At 59.4% G+C, this 19,661-nt stretch carries 19 protein-coding genes; 7 read left to right on the forward strand and 12 right to left on the reverse strand.

The genetic code is table 11. The features are described 5' to 3' along the window. Window positions 1-84: 84 nt before the first annotated feature. Together CKW16_RS25795 and CKW16_RS25800 are read left to right on the forward strand one after the other, a co-directional pair. The gene (locus tag CKW16_RS25795; protein ID WP_095131751.1) at window positions 85-1,188 is read left to right on the forward strand and encodes an extracellular solute-binding protein; all 1,104 of its coding nucleotides are present in this window, start codon (window positions 85-87) and stop codon (window positions 1,186-1,188) included. Window positions 1,189-1,400: 212 nt separating this feature from the next. Next, on the forward strand, window positions 1,401-2,522 hold the full coding sequence (locus CKW16_RS25800) for a P1 family peptidase (protein WP_095131753.1): 1,122 nt from the start codon (window positions 1,401-1,403) through the stop codon (window positions 2,520-2,522). Here the strand turns inward: CKW16_RS25800 and CKW16_RS25805 are convergent. After that, entirely contained in the window at window positions 2,479-3,129 is a 651-nt protein-coding gene (locus CKW16_RS25805) for an NAD(P)H-dependent oxidoreductase (protein ID WP_095131755.1), read from the reverse strand. The genes CKW16_RS25800 and CKW16_RS25805 overlap by 44 nt on opposite strands. A gap of 86 nt (window positions 3,130-3,215) precedes the next feature. Here CKW16_RS25805 and CKW16_RS25810 point away from each other — a divergent pair, with 86 nt between their 5' ends. Continuing rightward, a complete protein-coding gene (locus tag CKW16_RS25810; protein ID WP_095131757.1) occupies window positions 3,216-3,896 on the forward strand; it encodes a TetR/AcrR family transcriptional regulator in 681 nt (226 codons plus the stop codon). Between the two features lie 252 nt (window positions 3,897-4,148). Here the strand turns inward: CKW16_RS25810 and CKW16_RS25815 are convergent, their stop codons facing one another. Next, window positions 4,149-4,871 carry a GNAT family N-acetyltransferase gene (locus CKW16_RS25815; protein ID WP_095131759.1) on the reverse strand — a complete coding sequence of 241 codons (723 nt, stop codon included), beginning with the start codon at window positions 4,869-4,871 and terminating at the stop codon, window positions 4,149-4,151. 246 nt (window positions 4,872-5,117) lie between these two features. Further along, the gene (locus CKW16_RS25820) at window positions 5,118-5,687 is read right to left on the reverse strand and encodes a YceI family protein (RefSeq protein ID WP_095131760.1); all 570 of its coding nucleotides are present in this window, start codon (window positions 5,685-5,687) and stop codon (window positions 5,118-5,120) included. A 205-nt stretch (window positions 5,688-5,892) separates the two neighbouring features. On the opposite strand from CKW16_RS25820, the gene CKW16_RS25825 reads away from it, so the two are divergent. Both CKW16_RS25825 and CKW16_RS25830 read left to right on the forward strand, forming a co-directional pair. Beyond that, the gene (locus CKW16_RS25825; RefSeq protein WP_095131762.1) at window positions 5,893-6,648 is read left to right on the forward strand and encodes an SDR family oxidoreductase; all 756 of its coding nucleotides are present in this window, start codon (window positions 5,893-5,895) and stop codon (window positions 6,646-6,648) included. A gap of 133 nt (window positions 6,649-6,781) precedes the next feature. Then, window positions 6,782-7,189, forward strand: coding sequence for a MerR family transcriptional regulator (locus CKW16_RS25830; protein WP_095131764.1), 408 nt, complete (start codon window positions 6,782-6,784; stop codon window positions 7,187-7,189). On the opposite strand, the gene CKW16_RS25835 is transcribed toward CKW16_RS25830, so the two are convergent. From CKW16_RS25835 to CKW16_RS25855, 5 genes are all read right to left on the reverse strand, one after another. Continuing rightward, window positions 7,116-8,147: an NAD-dependent epimerase/dehydratase family protein gene (locus CKW16_RS25835; protein ID WP_095131766.1), complete on the reverse strand. Its 1,032-nt coding sequence runs from the start codon at window positions 8,145-8,147 to the stop codon at window positions 7,116-7,118. The genes CKW16_RS25830 and CKW16_RS25835 overlap by 74 nt on opposite strands. An 88-nt stretch (window positions 8,148-8,235) precedes the next feature. Continuing rightward, window positions 8,236-8,976: a transporter substrate-binding domain-containing protein gene (locus tag CKW16_RS25840; protein ID WP_095131819.1), complete on the reverse strand. Its 741-nt coding sequence runs from the start codon at window positions 8,974-8,976 to the stop codon at window positions 8,236-8,238. 80 nt (window positions 8,977-9,056) lie between these two features. After that, window positions 9,057-9,752 carry a phosphoribosyltransferase gene (locus tag CKW16_RS25845; protein ID WP_095131768.1) on the reverse strand — a complete coding sequence of 232 codons (696 nt, stop codon included), beginning with the start codon at window positions 9,750-9,752 and terminating at the stop codon, window positions 9,057-9,059. A 104-nt stretch (window positions 9,753-9,856) separates the two neighbouring features. Further along, entirely contained in the window at window positions 9,857-10,741 is an 885-nt protein-coding gene (locus CKW16_RS25850) for a universal stress protein (protein ID WP_095131770.1), read from the reverse strand. Window positions 10,742-11,031: 290 nt separating this feature from the next. Continuing rightward, on the reverse strand, window positions 11,032-12,390 hold the full coding sequence (locus CKW16_RS25855) for an MATE family efflux transporter (RefSeq protein ID WP_095131772.1): 1,359 nt from the start codon (window positions 12,388-12,390) through the stop codon (window positions 11,032-11,034). A gap of 289 nt (window positions 12,391-12,679) precedes the next feature. On the opposite strand from CKW16_RS25855, the gene CKW16_RS25860 reads away from it, so the two are divergent. Next, window positions 12,680-13,354 (forward strand): hypothetical protein, encoded by a 675-nt coding sequence (locus tag CKW16_RS25860; RefSeq protein WP_141232778.1) that lies wholly within the window; start codon window positions 12,680-12,682, stop codon window positions 13,352-13,354. A gap of 74 nt (window positions 13,355-13,428) precedes the next feature. Here CKW16_RS25860 and CKW16_RS25865 read toward each other — a convergent pair whose 3' ends face one another. The 4 genes from CKW16_RS25865 to CKW16_RS25880 all read right to left on the reverse strand — a co-directional run bounded on the left by CKW16_RS25865 (window position 13,429) and on the right by CKW16_RS25880 (window position 18,691). Then, entirely contained in the window at window positions 13,429-14,580 is a 1,152-nt protein-coding gene (locus CKW16_RS25865; protein ID WP_095131776.1) for a hypothetical protein, read from the reverse strand. Further along, entirely contained in the window at window positions 14,567-15,604 is a 1,038-nt protein-coding gene (locus tag CKW16_RS25870) for an LssY C-terminal domain-containing protein (RefSeq protein WP_218244128.1), read from the reverse strand. Before CKW16_RS25870 ends, CKW16_RS25865 begins: the two co-directional genes overlap by 14 nt. 239 nt (window positions 15,605-15,843) lie before the next feature. Beyond that, window positions 15,844-17,025 (reverse strand): LssY C-terminal domain-containing protein, encoded by a 1,182-nt coding sequence (locus tag CKW16_RS25875; RefSeq protein WP_218244129.1) that lies wholly within the window; start codon window positions 17,023-17,025, stop codon window positions 15,844-15,846. Window positions 17,026-17,881: 856 nt separating this feature from the next. Continuing rightward, window positions 17,882-18,691, reverse strand: coding sequence for a hypothetical protein (locus CKW16_RS25880; protein ID WP_095131782.1), 810 nt, complete (start codon window positions 18,689-18,691; stop codon window positions 17,882-17,884). A gap of 673 nt (window positions 18,692-19,364) precedes the next feature. Between CKW16_RS25880 and CKW16_RS25885 the strand changes: the two genes are divergently transcribed. Continuing rightward, window positions 19,365-19,637 carry a hypothetical protein gene (locus tag CKW16_RS25885; RefSeq protein WP_095131784.1) on the forward strand — a complete coding sequence of 91 codons (273 nt, stop codon included), beginning with the start codon at window positions 19,365-19,367 and terminating at the stop codon, window positions 19,635-19,637. The last annotated feature ends 24 nt before the right edge of the window (window positions 19,638-19,661 follow it).

The following is a 19,661-nucleotide window of genomic DNA, read 5'->3' on the forward strand; positions in this document are numbered from 1 at the left end:
TGGGAATGGGTGAGTTCACTCCCGGTCGATACGCTGCAAGCACCTGTTCATCACCGGCCTGCAGCAGGCCAGGAGTGCCGCATCATGAGTCGTCACCGCTCGTATATCAATCTTGGACTGGGCGCCTGTCTGTCAGTCTCGCTATCGGCAATTGCCGCCGAGGGCCCGACGGTTCACGTCTACAACTGGTATGACTACATTGGCCCTACGACCCTGCAGGATTTCAAGCGTGACACCGGGATCGCGCCGGTCTACGACACCTTCGACAGCGCCGAAGTACTGGAGGGCAAATTGCTCACCAGCCGCAGCGGATACGACGTGGTGGTGGCCAGCAACTTCAGCTTGCCGACCCTGATCAAGGCCGGTGCCCTTGCACCTCTGCCCCACGCTCAGATGCCAGATTTCAAAAACATGGACGCTGATCTGCTGGCGAAACTGGCCAACAACGATCCGGGCAACCAGTACGCCGTGCCCTATCTGTGGGGCACCAACGGCATCGGTTACAACATCGACAAAGTCCGCGCGGCGCTGGGCGACAAGGCGCCGGTGGATTCCTGGGACCTGGTGTTCAACGAAGAAAACCTGGCCAAACTCGGCCAGTGCGGCGTGGCCATGCTCGACTCACCGGCCGAAATGCTGCCAGTCGCCCTGCACTACCTCGGCCTGCCACCCAACAGCACCAACCCCGAAGACTACAAGAAGGCTGAAGCGCTGCTGCTCAAGCTGCGTCCACACATTGCCTACTTCAATTCGTCCAAGTTCATCAGCGACCTGGCCAACGGCAACATCTGCGTGGCGGTGGGTTGGTCTGGCGCGATGCTGGAAGCCAAGACCAATGCCGAGCAGGCGAACAATGGCGTGAAAATCGCCTACAGCCTGCCGAAAGAAGGCGCGCCGGTGTGGTTCGACACCCTGGTGTTGCTCAAGGACGCGCCACATCCGGAACAGGGTTTGGCCTTCATCGACTACCTGATGCGCCCCGACGTCATCGCGCCGGTCAGCGATCACCTCTCCTACCCCAACGGCAACCGCAGTGCGACGCCACTGATGGCCGAAGCGACCCGCAACAATCCTGCCGTGTATCCGTCGGCCGAAGCCATGGCCACGTTATTCACCCTCCAGCCTCTGCCGCCCGCCACCGAGCGCGTGCGGACGCGGATCTGGAGCAAAGTCAAAAACGGCCAGTGAGCCCGATGGGATCTGTAGCAGCTGTCGAGCTTGCGAGGCTGCGTTCGGCTGCGAAGCAGTCGCAAAGTCTAAGTACGCGGTGCTTCAGGGGGATCGCGTTAACCGGATTCACGACTGCTGCGCAGCCGAACGCAGCCTCGCAAGCTCGACAGCTGCTACAGGGATTGCGTTAGCCAGTAACTTTTTTGAATAAATTGAAGATGAGAGAAACGATGAAACCACGTGCCCGCGACCTGAACATCCAGTTCGGCCAACTGCAACCCGGCCCGCTCAACGCCATCACCGATGTCCCCGGCGTCCGGGTCGGCCACAGCAATGTGCGAGGACGCACCGCCAACGGCCGCGACATCCTGACCGGCGTAACCGTGATCGAGCCGCGTGCCGGTTCCACCAGCCTGCAACCGTGCTTTGCCGGCGTCCATGTGCTCAACGGCAACGGTGACGCCACGGGTCTTGAGTGGATTCGCGAAGCCGGCCTGTTGACCAGCCCGATCGCCTTCACCAACACCCACAGCCTGGGCGTGGTGCGTGATGCGCTGGTGACGCTGGATCGTCAGGAGCAACCCGATGACGGGCGACTCTACTGGAACATGCCAGTGGTGCTGGAAACCTTCGACGGTCTGCTCAACGACATCAACGGTTTCCATGTGAAGCCTGAACATGTGGCCGAAGCCCTGCGCACGGCGGTGGGCGGTCCAGTGACCGAAGGCGCCGTCGGCGGCGGCAGCGGCATGATCTGTCACGAATTCAAGGGTGGGATCGGCACCGCTTCGCGACGTCTGAACAGTGCTCAGGGCGGCTGGACCGTCGGCGCCATCGTCCAGGCCAACCATGGCATCCGCAACGAATTGCGCGTCGATGGCTACCCGGTCGGGCGATATATGGAAAAGGCTGACTCGCCGTTCCTCAAAGCGTCGTTACCGCATCCGGGCATGGGCTCGATCGTCATCTGCCTGGCCACCGATGCGCCGTTGCTGCCGCACCAGTGCACGCGCCTCGCGCAGCGCGCCAGCCTCGGCCTGGCCCGCACCGGCGGCGGTAATGAAGACCACAGCGGAGACATCTTCATTGCCTTCGCCACCGGCAACCAACACGTGCCGCCGGCCGCTTACGAGAGTAAGCGTGCGCCGACCACCGACAACCTGAGCATGGTCAACAACGACCACATCAGCGAGTTGTTCCTCGCCGCAACCGAGGCAGTGGAGGAAGCGATCATCAATGCCTTGCTGGCCTCCGACACCGCCGAAGGCAATGGCCATGCGGTGCCGGGGCTGGACGCCGGGACGTTGCTCAACGCCATGCGTCGGGCGGGTTGGCCGGGAGAGCAGGTCTAACAGGATGGAGGCGCCTGGAGGCCGCAAAGAGCTCGCGACCGAGGCTTTTCGCGGCGTCCAGATGCACAGCCGGATCCTGAATTTCTGATTCGAGCAGCAACTCGGACGTCACCACCCGCGCACCGCAATAATCAAAAATCCCATGGTCAATCTGCGTCTTCATGGCTTCGGCATAACCGTGCCGGGCGTAGGTGGCAGCGTCGGCACCGCCCACACCGATCAGGTGAACCCGCAGGTGACCAAGCTTCTTCTCCAGATGGGCATCCGCCGTGAAATCAAACGCCCAGCCGTTGGCGAACACCCGATCAATCCAACCCTTGAGCAGCGCCGGCATCGACCACCAGTAAACGGGATAAACCAGCACCACCGCATCGGCGCGGTCTATCCGCGCTTGCTCGGCAACCACATCGGCAGGGGGCGGCGCTTCCCGGTGATGCACCGCCAGATCAGCGACGCTGAACCGCGGTTCGAACCCTTCGGCCGAGAGGTCGGCGATTTCAAAGGAATGACCGGGATCGTCCAGGGCGATGCCCTGAGCGACTTGCGCCACCAGGCTATGGGTAAGCGAACGAGGATCGTGATGAGCCACAACAATAAGCGCGTGCATGCTGGAAACTCCTGATTGAGAGCACAAGGCGGACCTTATATACTCTTGGTAAGTTACGATCAGTAAGTTACTTTTGGTACATAGCCATGTCAACCACCGAAACAATCGAGCAGGATTCCAGCCCACAGCCGCGACGACGGATGTCCCGAGAGGACCGCCAACGCCAGTTGCTGGACGTCGCCTGGCAACTCGTTCGGGAAGAAGGCACCGACGCGCTGACATTGGGGCGACTTGCCGAGCTAGCCGGGATCACCAAACCGGTGGTGTACGATCACTTCACCACGCGCCCCGGGCTGTTGGCGGCGCTCTATCAAGACTTCGATGCCCGGCAGACAGCGCTGATGGATGCTGCGCTTCAGAGCAGCGAACCGACTTTACCCGGCACCGCCAGGGTGATCGCTTCGTCGTACGTCGACTGCGTGCTGCTTCAGGGCAACGAGATCCCCGGCGTTATCGCGGCACTGGCCAGCTCTCCGGAACTGGAGAAGATCAAGCGCGAGTACGAAGCGATTTTCCTGAACAAGTGCCGAGCCGCCCTCGCCCCTTTCGCTGGCGCGGGTGAGATCAAGGCAGCGGGATTGCGGGCGATGCTCGGTGCGGCGGAAGCCTTGTCACACGCCGCCGCGAATGGAGAAATCAGCGCCGTGCAGGCACAGGACGAACTGTACGAAACCATCATCGCCATGGTCGAAAGAAGTGCCCGTGGCGACGCTGAAAACATCGCGAAAACTGACGCCGGACCGATGGATTCGACTAGCGGTACTTGAGCGCCAACCCCCAACTTTCTACGATGATTCTACGCAGCCGCTTGTTTGCTCAAGCCGTTGCGTAGGTGGTGAGTGAACTGAACCCCCAACAAGCTCATCACTTGTTTCATGCGCATCTTGAGCCTCAAGGGCTCTACTTCCTCCCCATCAAAGAGCTTTGAGGCTCTTTTTTATCTGCACGATTTCCAGACACTAAAAAGCCCTTGGCGCGTTGTCCGCACCAAGGGCTTTTTTTGCGTTGAGTCGAAGCGACTAGACCAGCCGCAGTCGAGGGGACGGGGCTGGCACCGCCCCTTCACCCAGTTGCTCCCGAACAAACTCATTCGCCTTGCGCGTCATCTGGTCCAGATGCCGGTCACGCTGTTTTTCCGCATCGAGCATGGCCCGCTTGCCGTGTTTTTGCAGCAGGTACGTATGAATCTGCCGTACCTCGAGCGAGCTGTAGATCGACGCCGTATCCAACAGCGCCATCAAACCATCGGTGCTGTGGTCAAGGGTGTTCATCAGCACCTGAGTGCTACGCACGCCCACTACCTGAAACCCCATTGCCTCAAAATACGGAACCTTGGCGACAGCGCACGTCAGCTCGGCATGCGGATAGCGGCCTACCATCTCCCGCAGCATCTTTCGGGCGATACCCTGACGTCGATGGCTGGCCTGCACCGCCATATACGCCACCCCGCATGCATCGGGATCGTCCTTGACCGGCAGGTACAGCAAGAAGCCGACGACCTTCTCCGGGTCGTCTTCGTCGGTCGCGACGAGTAACTCCACCGCAATCCCTTTCGCCCCGTTCAACGCCTCCAGATAGAGGTGAACCTCGTAGCCGATCGCGTACTGGTACACGTTGTACAACAGGTTGCTCGGCGCGATAGCGACCATGCTGATGTCGGTCAGGTAATCGACCACCATCTGCAGGATCTGGCTATTGATGTGCTCTGGGCACGGGGTTTTGAAATGGGTGATCTGGGGCATTCGTGGCTCTGACTCTGGGGCGGACGTGAAGAGTGTGTTCGCGGGCGTGCCTATCATAACGTGCTGACGTGACCGAAGGTGACGTAACGATCGTTCCCACGCTCTGCGTGGGAATGCAGCCCGGGACGCTCCGCGTCCCTTCCGAAGCCGAACGCAGAGCGTCCGTTGAGGCATTCCCACGCAGAGCGTGGGAACGATCGTCGGTCGCAAGACATTTCAACCGAGTCACGCGCTCCCCTGACCGAATCACTGCTGCGGCGCAACCATCCGAAACCGGATATTGATCTTGTCAGAGACAACACCACTAGCCCATTCACCCTCACCGACTTTGAAGTCGCTGCGCTTGAGCGTTAACTGGCCATCGAAGATCCCGATGGCGTTGTCGGCCTTCAAGAGGACCGGTACCTCCACTTCACGCGTGATCCCTCTGAGCGTGAGTTTGCCGGTGATCGAGTAACGGTTGTCGCCCAGTACCTTCACGCCGGTCGACTCAAACGTCGCCACTGGATACGTTGCCGTATCGAACCAGGCTGGTTTTTGCAATTCGCTGTTGGCGTCGCTGCTTCCGGCATCGATGCTGTCGAGCTGGATGGTGAGCGCGGCCCGGCCTGCCGACGGGTTCGCCGTGTCGAAATCAAGCGTGGCCTCGAACTTGCGGAACGTACCGTACACACGGGAAGAGAACTGTTTAAACGTGAAGGCGATCGTGCTGGCGGTTTCATTCACCTGTGTGTATTCGACCGCCTGGGCGCAAGGCAACGCGCCGAATGCAAGGGCGGCCACCAGCACGGCGCAGGTCGGGAATCGGTGTTTCATGGGATTCTCCGGTCGGGCTCCCGTCTTGAGCTGAGGCGCCGCACACGTGAGCCAGCGATAGGTGGACTAAAGCAAACAAACGTCGTTAATTCCACCTGCCGCTCAGACTTCCGACCACCTGTCGGCCCACGCCAATGGCCGCCCGATAGGGCCGCTGTCCGGGTGTTTAATGACTGTCCCAACTCACCGCATCGGGAGACCGGCCATGAAATTCGTCATCATCGGAGGAAGCGGGCTGATCGGCAGCAAAGTCTGCAAGAACCTCCAGGATCTGGGGCATGAAGTCATATCAGCGTCACCGAGTACCGGCATCAACGTCATCACCGGCGAGGGCCTGGCGGACGCGCTCAAGGGCGCCGACGTGGTGGTCGACGTGGCCAACTCCCCCTCATTCGAGGATCACGCGGCGTTGCATTTCTTTGAGACCGCCGGGCATAACCTGTTCGCTGCCGAGAAGGTAGCCGGCACCAAACACCATGTCGCCCTGTCAGTCGTGGGTACCGAAAGGATGCTCGACAGTGGTTATTTCCGGGCCAAAATGGCCCAGGAAAAACTCATCAAGGCGTCGGGGGTTCCCTACACCATCCTGCGAGCCACGCAGTTCTTCGAATTCATTGGTGCCATTGCTTACTCAGGCCGCGAGGACGGCAACACCATCCATTTATCGTCCGCCGCGTTGCAACCAGTGGCCTCGGTCGATGTCGCGGCCGCACTGACGGCTATCGCTCAAAAAGCGCCGATCAATCAGACCGTGGAAGTGGCCGGGCCGGATCGCCGCCCCATTGTCGAGTTCGTAAGTGAATACCTGAAACACACCAAGGACCCGCGCGAAGCCGTTTCGGACGACACGGTTCCTTACTTCGGCGCCCCGATCAATGACAAGTCCCTCACGCCTGGCGATAACCCCATTGTTGGAGCGATCCGGTTTGAAGATTGGCTAGAGATCGCGCATCCCTCTTGAGTCGCCAGTGGCGATGATGATCAGCGGGCTCAGGTATCAGCACTTCACAGGCAACGGCTTGCAAGCAATTCGGGCTGCGATAGGATGACGCCCGGATTTTCGATAGCGACTCGCGTGGCGAGAAGGATTGCTGATGTTCATTGGAAGACTCGCCGGGCTCACCGGCTGCACCCCGAAAGCCATTCGACTGTACGAACAGATGGGGTTGATCCCGGAACCGGATCGCCAGGGTCGATATCGCGTCTACACCTCACATCACCTCACGCTCGTGCGCCTGATCCGCCGGGCACAGATCGCCGGTTTCAAGCTCGCCGAAATGGTGCCTCTCATCGCTGCCAAGAACACATTGAAAGCCTTTCCCGTGGAACTGGTCAACGAGGCGATCGACCTCAAGCGCCAACAGATCTTCGAGAAAATAGCCGACTTGCTAGCCTTGGTTGATCACCTCAGCGAACTCAAAAGCGAGATCAATTCACTCTTTGAGCCGGGCGCAGTGATAACGCCTCATAGCGATGCGTCAAGCGCTGGCCTAGATAGATGAACGCCGATTGCAGGGCGACTTGTGGCGCTCGTGGACAGAAGCCTAATTCGGTCCTGGCTTTGGTGATGGCGTATTCCTGTTTGACGCCGTGGAACATCCTCACCTGACTGAGCAACAGTTGAGCTGGCCGACCGGTCAACCCGGCCCAACGCTCCTGCACCCACGCCACCGCGACCAACAGCCATTTGGGTGTCGGCGGTGGTGGGCGATAGCCCGGTGAAACCACGTTCGCTGCATCAATGATTTCGGCCAGTGAAGAGGACCGCTCATTCGCCAGAATGTAGCGCTGCCCTGACCGGCCTTTTTCTACCGCGAGGATCATCCCCAGGGCGACATCTCGCACGTCGACAAAATTGAAATGAAAGCCTGGGTCCAGAGGCATTTGCCGCCGTCTGACCGAATCGACAAACCTCATGGTGTCAGTCAGCTTGGCCGCGTTGGGGCCGATCATCGCCGAGGGCAACACCGACACCATCCAAAGGTTCAGGGCCTGAGCCGTGCGCCAGGCCATTTGCTCCGACAGGATCTTGGACGCGTAATAGGCATTCTCCTCCTCGTCATTCCAGTGCTCTTCATCGAGCGCCTGCCCGTTCTGACCGATGGCCGCAACGGAACTGACATACACCACGCGCTTGACCCTGGCCTTCGCCGCTGCCTGCAAAACGCGACGTGTTCCTTCCACGTTCGGCTCAATAATCTCGGCGTGCGGATGCCTCGCCCAATGCTTGAACACCGCCGCGACCTGAAACAACACGTCCACCCCGTTCAACGCCTCGAGCATGGCCGCTTCATCGAGCAGTTCGGCATACACCCTTTCGCAATCCAGCCCCTCGAACGCTGCCGAATCGTTCACATCACGAACCCCGGCGCGGACTCGGTAACCCTGATCGAGCAAGGCTCTGACCAAGGTATTGCCCAGATGCCCATTAGCCCCTGTGACCAGACATAACTGACTCATACAACTGTCCCCCTCGCTTGAACAAACATCCGTTTTGGCGAGGACGACCTTAGCCTCTGTCCCTTGGGACAGAGTCAATATCAGCGGATCAAAAGATCGCAGCCTGCGGCGCCACCGTGACATCCGCCTGACCGCTGGCCTTCAGGGCTGCGCGCACGAAGCCTTCGGCCTTTTTGCGCTCCACAAATGCCCTCACATACGCAGCACCTGCCTCTCGATCTCGAGGCACAGCCATCGCCTGGCGAATGGCCGTGAAGGCCCCTTCAAGCACGCGATAACGCGGGTCCGCATCGGCCACTTTCTGCAACGGTTGGCGCACGCCCGCCGCGGCATCCAGGTCCTTGTCGAAGAACAAATCGACCGCAGCGGCGGAGGTTTCCGCCCGCGCCAGTTGCGCGTGTTTCAAGGTGCGCGCGAGGAACAGGTCATAGGCCGCGCCCTTGCCGACCGCCAGCCGCAACCCTGGCTGATCGAGATCTTCGACGGCCACAAAGGGCGAATCGGCCGCTACCAGGTAAGTACCTTCAATGATCACGTAGGGCGCACTGAACGCGATCTGTTGCTCGCGCACGGGCTCGATGGCAAGGAACGCAAGGTTCCAGGCCCCCTCCTCCAGCGCGGCAAACACTTTACCGGCGGCGTCGAACGTCACCATCTCCAGACGCACGCCAAGCTCTTGCGCCAGTGCTTTGGCCAACGCGACGGAGACGCCTTGTGGCGATCCATCCTGGCCCTGCTGAGCCAATACCGGATTACCGAAATTGATCGCGGCGCGAAGGACGCCTTGCGGGGCGAGATCTTCAAGAACTGCCGGGGTGATAGCACTCATCATTTTAAGAATCCTTGACTCGAGAACGCTGAGTGAAGCACGCCGGGCAACGCGTTATCCAGTGAGGGCTCTGATCTTTGTCAACGATGACCGGAGCGCTGCTGCGCGGAACTGGACTCTCGCTGCCATGCCCGCTGCAACAGCTTGATGACCTCGGCATCCGAGGTCTGGGTAAAGTCCATGTACCAACGACTGATCGACATCATCCAGTCGGGAATGATCGGGCATATCAGCTCATCCACCTCGCTGCGCAGCGCCTCCGCCGTCTCAATCGGCGCCACCGGCACGGCGACGACGATACGAGACGGCGCTTGCGCACGCACCGCGTGGATCGCCGCCATCATCGAGGCGCCTGTCGCCAGGCCGTCGTCGATCAGGATCACCACCTGATCCTTGAGTTGCACAGGTGCGCGCGTTCCCCGGTAAACCTTCTCGCGGCGTAACAGCTCCCGGGTTTCCCGGGCGACCACGTCATCGAACGTGGCCGGGTCAATCGGGTGAACCCGCAGCGCATGTTCATTGAGGATTTGGATGCCGCCGCTGGCGATGGCGCCCATGGCGAACTCCTGATGAGACGGAACGCCCAGCTTGCGCACCAGCATCAGGTCCAGACGAACGTCCAGTGCAGCGGCCACTTCATAGGCCACCGGCACACCGCCACGGGGCAAGGCGAGGACGATGACATCGGGGCGATGAGCATATTCGAGCAGCGGTTCCACCAGACGTCGCCCGGCTGCTGCCCGGTCCTGCAGGATGGTGGGCGATGAGGGACTCATTTGAAAACCTCCTCAGGCGATCGCGCCTGTCGGTTCGCATCACACGGTCACCCACGGATTGTCGGTCTGACGGTGGCTGACATCAAGTTCAGCCTCGACGCCCTCTAGACCGCCAGAACGCTGCAAGGCACCTGATACAGAATATGTTCGGTTGTGCTGCCCAAAAGCTTGTCCACCCCATGGGACTGGACTCTGCCCATCACAATCACATCCACTTGATGCGCGTTGGCGAACTCGCTCAGGACCGTGACGGGGTGTCCCTCAATGAAATGTCGACGATCAGAGGGCACACCGAACCGACCGGCCAACTTGAGGAATGATTTTTCCAGGTCTGTGCGCAGCGATTTAGTGAGCTCAGCCAGCGTAAAACCGCCCATGTCCGCCAGGAACGCGGCCGAAATATTGCAGGCGTACAGCAAATGCAACTCGGCATCACACTGCATGGCGAGGCCGCACGCTTGCTGGATGATCCGGTCATTCAGTGTGTTGTCGGCAGACGCGGCATCCGACACTTCCACCGCTGCGACGACCTTGCGTGGCAACACGTAACCGCTCCCGCCCACCAGATAAAGTTGTATCGGACAATGGCGCAGCAAGTGCCAATCCAAAGGCGTGAAAAAAGCACGTTTAAGCGCTGATTCATGCTGAACTTCCTTGATCAACAGGTCGGGCTGCATTTCCATGACGTGATCAAGAATTGCTTCGCGTAAATCATCGGCCCATGCCACCTCTGTAGTGGCGTCGATGCCCCTGCCACGCAGACTTTTTGCCTGAGCCTTGAGCCAGTCGCCATGATCCTGCAGGTAGCGCTCCCGAGCCTTTTCCCGGTCGCCTTCTTCGAGCAGCGACAACATATCCAACGATGGAATCAAGGCGGCGATATGCAAACTCGCACCGCAGGCCAAGGCCAGCGCTGCGGCATGGTTTATTGCCTGGGAATGGCGCAGGGCCGGGTTGATGATCAGTAACAACCGTTGATACTGGCTCATGATTTTCCTCCAGTCAGGTGGGTCTTCGACGCGAGCTGTCCATCGACCGTTGCCGAGGCCAGTGGTTGCGTCCTCGCAGGATCGAGTGCCCGCGTTAATCCAGATTCCTCCTCCAGCATTCCCCGCCAATTGATCTACATCAGATATTTGTATGAAGCATAGACATCCGTTGATTCCGGGAGTCCGAAACGCTCAATACTTGATGGGTAAACTCGCGGATTGATCGCAAACCGATTCAATCCAGAAAGCAAATGGGCCGCCGTGTTAACGGCAGCCCATTGTTTGGCTGCCTACACCAACCGCTCGATCTTCTGATGCTGCCAGACCATTTTGTAATACGCCGTCTGCAACACCAGCATCCCCAGATACGCCACCGGAAACGCCATCCACACACCCTGCAACCCGAAGTGCCCGTCCAGCACATACGCCACCGGCAACTGCACCCCGACCACACAAACAATCGAAATCGCCATTGGCACCAGCACCGAGCCGCTGGCGCGCATGATGCCGCCGACAATCGCCTGGAAGCCGAACACCAACAGACTCCACAGCATGATGTGCAACAGATGCTCCGCCTTCGCCCGGGTGGAATCATCCGTGAGGAACAACCCCAGCAACCAGTGCGACAACAGATAACCCAACACCACCAGGCCACCGGTCAGGCACACATTGATCAACAGCCCCGTGCGCAGAATCGACCCCATGCGCTCAAGCCGCCCTGCCCCAATCGCCTGAGCACCGAGGATCGACGCCGTGATCGCAATCGACAGCGCCGGGAACTGCACGTAATTGACGATCTGCGTCACCGCCCCATACGCCGCCGTCGCCTGCGAACCGTGCTGATTCACCAGCGCCAGAATCACCAGCTCCGACACCGACAACACCACCATCTGCAACCCGGTCGGCAACCCGATGCGCAACACCTTGCCGAGAATCACCAGGTCCAGCCGCATCGCCGCAAACATCTCCCGATCCGGCGCCAACGGATGCCCCTTGCGAATCAACCGCCACGCCAACCACCCCATCGCCGACAAGTTACCCGCCAACCCCGCATACGCCGCACTCTGAATCCCCATCATCGGCAACCCGAACCAACCCCGAATCAACGCCGGCGTCAGCGCCAACCCGATACACGTCGACACCACCAACGCAATCAGCGGCGACACCGTATCGCTCACCCCGCGCAGCAGTTGGGTGAAGAGCACGTAGACCAGGAGCGACGGCATGATCCACATCATCACGTGGGCGTAAGACACGGCGTCGTCGATAACGTCGGCCGGTGTGCCCAAGCCTTCCAGAGCAGGCCTTGCGAACACGCTGCCGAGTACTGCCGCTGTCAGGCCGATCATTGCGCCTAACAGCAAGGTTGTGCCGGCGATGGTTTTCACCAGATGCGGCTCACGCGCGCCCCAGGCTTGGCCGATGAGCACGCCCGCACCCGCGCCGAGGCCGATGACCAGGGCGATGAAGAAGAAGACGATGGGGAACATGCCGGACACGGCAGCCAGGGCTTGGGTGCCGAGCATTTGGCCGATGTAGATGCTGTTGATGGTGCCCGACATGGATTGGAGGAAATTGGAGAGGACCATGGGGGCGAGGAAAAGGAGGTAGGTTTTCCAGAGGGGGTGTTGGGTGGCGGGGGTTTGCATTGAGGGTCCGTCTCGGGTGTGGGCTCGTGTTTTGGAAATTCTACGCTAGGGGACTGGGCACCACCCGATTCGATTTCGCAGTCTTGGGTAGCATGAGTAATGTCTGATTTCGGCCGAGGCTGTGTAAAAACGCAGACACTGTTTTGAAGCCTGCGTAGCTACGTAAAATCTGCCAATGATTGGTGTATCAGCGGAGCTGAAATTTTCGTAGGAACGCGATTTTTGTTCTGGTTCTGACTGTCAAACCTGCTCTAAACCGTTTTTACACAGCCTCGGCCAGAAGCGGCCAATGGACAAATTGCTGGCATTTGATCCGCCACCTACACTGATTCAGAAGCTTGCGCTTGCTACACGTATCCCACTTTGCAATAGGAGGTTGTTATCCATGATGAGGTTCGGTTTTGTCGCTCTCTTACTGTGTCTTACCGCATGCAGCTCAATCGAGCACACATCAACACCATCGCAGTCGATTGACAAGGTACTTCTTGCAGGTAGGGGTGATGTCGTATTGCGAATAGATCGTGAGCGCAATCTCGAAAACGTTGTCGGCAAAGCAGACATGTGGGGCCGTAAAACGAAGGAAGGTTTTTCGGAGATCCGCTTCGCGGGCATAGAGCCATCCGGAGTTGTCGTTCTACACCGGAAGGATGTGGACATTCTCAGCAACGAAACGACCCTCACTCGGACCCCAATGTCCGTTACATCCGGTTCAGCCACAACAACAGGCTCTGGTACCGCGAGCAGTATGGGCAACACAACTCACCTCTCAGGCTGGGCGCAGACCATGGCGTCGTCCACAACCGTCAGTTCAGGAACTGACTATCACCTTGCCGTACCTAGCGATACTGTTGCCATCCGTCTCGCCCCAGGAGAGAAACGCCTACCAGTCTCTGGCTACGTCATAGAGGTGCTCGCTGCATCCGCGAACTCCATTGAGTACCGCGTTACTCAAGCTGAGCAGTAAGAGTGCGGACTATCGAGTCATTGCATCGACCGGTTGAATCCACAGCCAAAAGCGGTCGTTTGGGAGAGAACGGATCAGCGCGAAGATGCCGCCAGATCCTCTTCGACGAAGCGCAGCATCGCCTCCGCCAGCGCCTCGCGCGGATAGGCATTCTGTGTCACCAATAGAGAACCCAGGGTCGAATGCGTTCGGGCGATCGGCACTGCCAGGGCCCAATGATCGGCGTTGATATAGCCCATCAGGCGGCTGCCAGGGACTATCTGATCGTAGAAGATCACCTGGCTGTCGTTGCGCGCATCGATGCTCGCCAGCTTGTTGTAACTCGATTTCAGTATGGCCGAGATGTGATCCGGCTGCGGGAAGGTAACGAGCGAATAGTAGTTCAGTTCGGACGGCAGCCGGTGCTGCGCCAGCCAGTTCTTGCGCGTTGCGGGTCGCAGGCTGTCGATCGCGCCACCGTCGCCCGAATCGCAGGTCGCACCGGGAAAGTGTCGCAACAGGTCCGCCTGGTACTGCTCGGCATCGTTGGCCAGCGCCGAGCCGCCGACCGAGCCGGCTGCGCTGACCACTGCCGCCACGCGGCCGCGGATTTCCGGGTAATTCACCATCGCTTCGAGAATGTCGGGCGCGCCCTTCGAATAACCGATCAGGACGAGGCGCGGCGGTCCGGCTTCGGCTGGCATCGCCATGATCGCGTCGCGTATTTGCCGAGCGTTCTTTGCGGAACTCGATAAGGCGTCGACCTTCATCTGCACCAGGTCATAGCCGAACTGACGCAGATGAATCCCTACGCTGCCGGGCGCTTGCAGCCATTGCTCGAAGCATTCGTAGCCGACGCCGGCCACCACAGCGCCGATCAGACGGCGTTTCGATTGACCGAGTTCGACGGGTTTGCCAGTGCCACCCGGTTCGCTACCGACGCGCGTCAATGCCTCCTCGCAAGGGCGGCTATCGGGAAGTTCGCTTCCTCGCGTATTGAGGATCGAGCAAAAAATCTCGCGAAAGCGCCCCCGCTTGTCCTGCACGCCGGCCTGCGACGCAGGGACCAGCACCAGCGGCGGTGTGTCCGTCGAGTAGGCCATCAGCGGCGCGGGTGCGCAGGCGGTGAGTGCATGGCAGCCAGCGATCATCAGCCATGCCATGCCAGCGCTGCGCAACAACGGGTGGGCACCGCGCAAACAGCCGGCCGAGTCATCCTGCCGGCCGAACAGGTTACTTGCGGGCATCGTCGATCTCCTTGCGTGCAGGCGATTGGCGCCAGTCCAGATACGGTTCCCAATCGAGCATCTGCACCTGCGACAGGCTGAGCGGCCGCGTCGCAAAGAACATGACCGCACGCAGACCGTCGCTGAAGTAATGGGCTCCGCTGAACGTCGTTCGCGGTTGTGCCTGGGATACGGGACCGACGCCGGTGACGAACCCGAGCTTGTCCAGACCGGCCGAATACATCATGTCCTGGATCAGGAAATTCCTCGCCTCATCGACGTCCTCATGCAAGACAAGGTTTTGCGCCTCGCGCGATGCAAAGCGTCCGCCGGTCGGTCGTGCGACCTGCGCGAGATAGACGGAGTGACCGTCGAAGCGCATTGGCGTGATCCACACACGCACCCAGGTCGCCGGTGCTCCGGCTTGCGATTGCTTGCGCACCACGGCATCGGGCATGCGGCCGAATGCACGCTCGACCGCATCCGCGGGGTGCGTGGAACGCCGGTAGCCGCGACGCACAAAGGCGGTGGCGATATCGGCGAACTCGCCGACGAGAATCGCATTGAACGGATCGCCGTTCGCCCTGCCGTTCGCGTCAGCGGCGCAGCAGGGAAGGCGCTCCAGCGCGGAACGCAACGCGGCCAGATCGTCATAGTCCTTGATCTCGGAACCGTGAGGCTGGAACAAGCCTTCGGCAAACCATTTTTCCCCGGCATCGTCCGGCACCCGCAAGACGAGAGAGAACGGGATCAGCGTCTTTCTCTGCAGCAGATCGATATTCAGCAGCCGCGTAGCGCGCTCCGGGTTGATGAACAGCACGCCCGCTTTCGTTTCGCCTGGCAGGACGGGATTCTTGAACCCCAGTTGGTCTAAGTGATCATTGATGCGCGCGTTCGCTGCCGGGGTGAATGTCCCGTGCATGGACCAGGCGACTTCGAGTGGCGAGAAATAGTCGGGATCGGTTCCCGGCCGCAGCAACAAGAGCGGTTCGGCAGTCTGGTTCTGGACTTCGACCCACACGGGCTGCACGCGCGTCTTGTCCAACTCTACTCCCAGCATGCGCCGCCTGTCTTCGGCACTGAGCACCGCGGCGCTGACGCGTATCTCGTGCCTGGTGGCCGTCTGCGCACGTTCACGCAATCCGGAGGTACTGAAATCGGCAGGCGCCTGCCAGGTCGAACAAGCAACGGCGAGCGCAAGAGTCGCTGCACAACTCAGGGTGCACAAGCAGCGTATTGCACATCGCAGAGTACCCCTGGCGCGAGGCGCGAATGGCAAGCGGCTCATGGCTTGACCCGCCCCGGTGGTTGTCCGCCATTCTCGTAGATGCCCTGTGATAGAAAGAATTCGATTTGCGCCAGGGAGGTGTGCGTGTGATCGAATACCAGGACACAGCGCAACCCATCCGTGTAGTAAGGATCGGTCGTCAGGTTCTCGCGCGGCGCGCTCTGGGGCGCGGCCCCCACCCCCTTCACAAAACCGAATTTGGCCAGCGTCACCGAATACGCCATATCCTGTGTCAGCGCACTGCGCGCTTCGTCGACGTCAGGGTCGATCTTGTGCGTGGTCAGCGTCGCGGTATGCAAGGTCATCCGGCTGCCGATATCACGGCTGATCTGTCCGACCCACACCTGCTTGCCGTGATATTGCATCGGACTCAGCCACAGCCTCAGGTGATTGCGCTGGTGGACGTTGTCACGCGCCTTTTGCAAGGCAAGGTCCTGAGCCCGCCCGAACAGATAGAGATCGCTCACCGGCGCATAGGGATAGCGCTCGCCGGAAAGCGCCGAATTGACCACTTTCATGATCGACCCCGACCACTTCTCCTCGGTCCCACGCCAGCCGCGACGTGCGAATGCGGGAAAGGCATCATCGAGCCCGCCGACGACCACGAGGTTCAGCGGATCGCCGTTCCTGGAACCCTCCTCGTTGGTGACGCAGCACGGCAGAGCCTCCAGCGCCGCCTGGAAGCTGGCGTCATCCGTGTAGTTCACAATGTCCTGGGGCGGATAGATGCCCTGCCTGAACACTTCACTGATGTGGTAATCGGTGCGCAGGCCCGGAACGATGGCCAGGACAGAGAAATGCCTCGACCGCCCGTCTGCCACCAGATCGAGGTTAACGAACTTGAACCCCTCGTCGAGATTGGTCAACACGAAGCCCGAGGTTGTCGCGCCAGATGCGACAGGGTTGCGAAAGGCCAGCCGACGAAAGTGCCGGTCAAGCGCAGTCCGCTCGTCCTGCGGGGCCCCTGAGAAAAATGCTTCGGCCGCCTCGGATGCGGGGAAGAAATTTGGATCGAGGCCCGGCGAAAGCAGATAGTAGGCGCGGTCTTCCTGATTCTTGACTTCGACCCAGACCGGCTGTATCGATCTATTCGCCAGAGGCACGCCGTAGACCGCCTCGCTTTCGGCGGCCGAGAGTACGGCGGTCGACACGCGCAAGCCACCATCGCTGCGCGTCACGGCGCGGCTCTTGTAGTCAAGGCTCGCCGTTGGCGGAGGCTGAGAGGCGCAGCCAGCGAGCGCCGCTGCGACGGCCGTTGCTGAGAGAACGTGTCTCACCATGCGATGCATCGCGTAACCTCATCAACTGAGCTTTACCAATCTTCGCTGGCGCGTCTACGTAATCCGTAGCTACTACGGACATTGGTTTCTACGTCGCAGCTTTTCATCAGGAACCGCCCCGGGAATTGCGCAGGCTTTTTGGGGTGAGTTTCGCCGCCATGGAAGAATAGTCGAACTATCGATTGCAGGCCGCTTCGGCCTCTGCAGGTGATACGTCACCGATGGCTCCAGCGCCGTCGATGGTTGCCCTTTCCCGCCCCGCCCCTCTCGGCACGCTGCTGCCGGGTACCGCTGAGACCTCCCAGTGCCATGCAAGAAACTCCCGACAGTATTTAGGGCGTTTTCACACAGCCTGGGTCGATTTCTGACTTTCGTAACCGTCAGCTTTGTGTCGTTCTCTGCCGTTCATGGTTGCAACGCGTGCCGGTCAAATCAGATTTCTGCCCTTCACGACAGGCAGAAAACGGCCAACAGGCGTCGTTCGTGGATCAAAGGAGTTGGCTGCCGACAGCCCCTACACTGGGGCACTCGCATGGCTTGGGGTTCCAACTCAATCAGCAGGGTGTTGTCAGCAGCGGGGCGAGAGGCGACGACTTCGTAGCCTGACCAGAAAGCGGCAAGATCAATAGGATGCACGGCGACAGCAGGGGCAGGTGAAGGGTGTGTTTGGGGACTGCCGATTTACCTGCTTCCCAGACGGTCAACTCGCTCGTACCCCCAGAGTCCGCGAATAACCTTAAATTTTTGCTTCGCTTTACTTTGCTGCGGTCACGGCGTATAGCGCATAAGCCTGTTTGACCGCATATACGGCGGCGGCGCATTCCTGCCATTGTTTGCAATCCAGGGGCAGGCCTGGAGTTTTGATAGCGGAATCGTCCGAGCGTTTCCCCAGCACGTTGTGGTTGTTCATCAGTACCGCTTTTGAGCCATCCATGTTGATGAACCAGCAGTACCGTTCGGTCTTATCCGAAACCTCCCGCGACGCGCAAGTGGCGGCAACAAGTGGCTCATCTGCAGGAAGTGTCAGGCTGAATTTGCCGCTGGCATCGGTCTGAGTGGTGATCGCCGACTCCGGCGCTGCCTCAGCGTAGGGCTTAGCACCGGATACATAGAGTAGATTTTCGTAGGCATATCGCAGGTACCTCTCTTCATCATCCAACATTCCGCGAATTGTTTTATATTTTTTGTATTGCTGTTTCTCTACTACTTCGTTGTATATAGCTTCGGTGGCCGCATATTTCATATACTGTTTTTCAAATTTTTCAGAGTGTTTGGCTACATCGGAGGCCAATGCCTGGTACATTCTAAGTTCATAGTCTTTGATCACTTGCAGGGAATGAAACGACACGAAGAGACCCCCAAGTGGGATGCTTTCACCGCCCCGCGCAACTACAAATATTTGGCCTTGGTAAGTCTTGGCGGATGGTGCAAATTGAGGAGTTTTGGCCAACTGATCTGGTAGGCTGCCGATAGGTTTGCCTTGCTGATTGGTGTACAGCACGTAGGACGTCGAGGCAAAGGCAACTGTAAGTGTGGCGAAGATGAAGAGGAGTGCGTTTTTCATGCTCCAGCCACCTTTAATTCTTAAGTGGAAACCCCCGTTCTCAGTCAAGACCAATTCGCTAGAAAGTTCCAGCCAGGCTGCTTGGCTGCTTTTGTTTGATTCCAAAAGAAACTCGTCACTGAGCGAGTCTAGGTGTCTAACCTGGCCGGGCTTTGCATGATGGCGACGTCTCCCCCGGTTTGAGTAGTGCCAAGCTTTATAGTCAAACCCAAGCAGTCAATCACTGAGACAGCCCCCAAGGTGGCAAGTCCGAGTAGGGTTAGATCTGTCCGCTCCTGGCCGATAGCTGTCTGTTGCATCGACCGGTTGAATCCACAGCCGATAGCAGTCGCTCACATAAGGAGCGTAACGGTCCTAGGGCGACCATAAAAATCCTACACAAACCTCGGAATCCGTAACCTTCCCCGCCGTTCCGACGAAGCTTATAGTTCGTCACGTCGCCTAAATGGCGAGTCGGGTTTGGCGACCTGATCGATCGGTATGCAAAAGCGGTGTGCTTTAATGCAGACGCTTTTGCATGCCCGCAAAGCTGTTTTTATGGCAGCTGTGCGCGGGAGACCCTCGGGTCTGCCGGTTTCCCGATCCCGGTTCGCCAACCTGCGTACAGCTGCCACCCATTCGTTTGGCGACGATTGAGGGGCAGTCAACCTTTGATTTGATCGGAGTTTCATCTATGGAAAGATACATGCCCCTCACCGGAATCGACCTGATCCCGGCCTCCCTGCTCATCGACACCCAAGCCCCACTCGACGTCCTGCAAGCCATGGCTGACTACCGCATCCGCACGGTCACGCAGGTGCTGGAAAACATCGCCTTCCGCGCCGAGCTCGGTTGCGACACGGTGGTTTTGAAGGACTTTTCTCAACTGCTGGCCATTCCGTTGCGCGATGGCTGTGATTTGATGGATGTGATCGGTAGACGCTTGCGAGCGCAGGCTACGGAGTAAATGAAAACGGGCGCTCATTCGGGC

The sequence above is a fragment of the Pseudomonas sp. Irchel s3h14 genome (genome assembly GCF_900187425.1).
In the GTDB taxonomy this organism is placed as follows: domain Bacteria; phylum Pseudomonadota; class Gammaproteobacteria; order Pseudomonadales; family Pseudomonadaceae; genus Aquipseudomonas.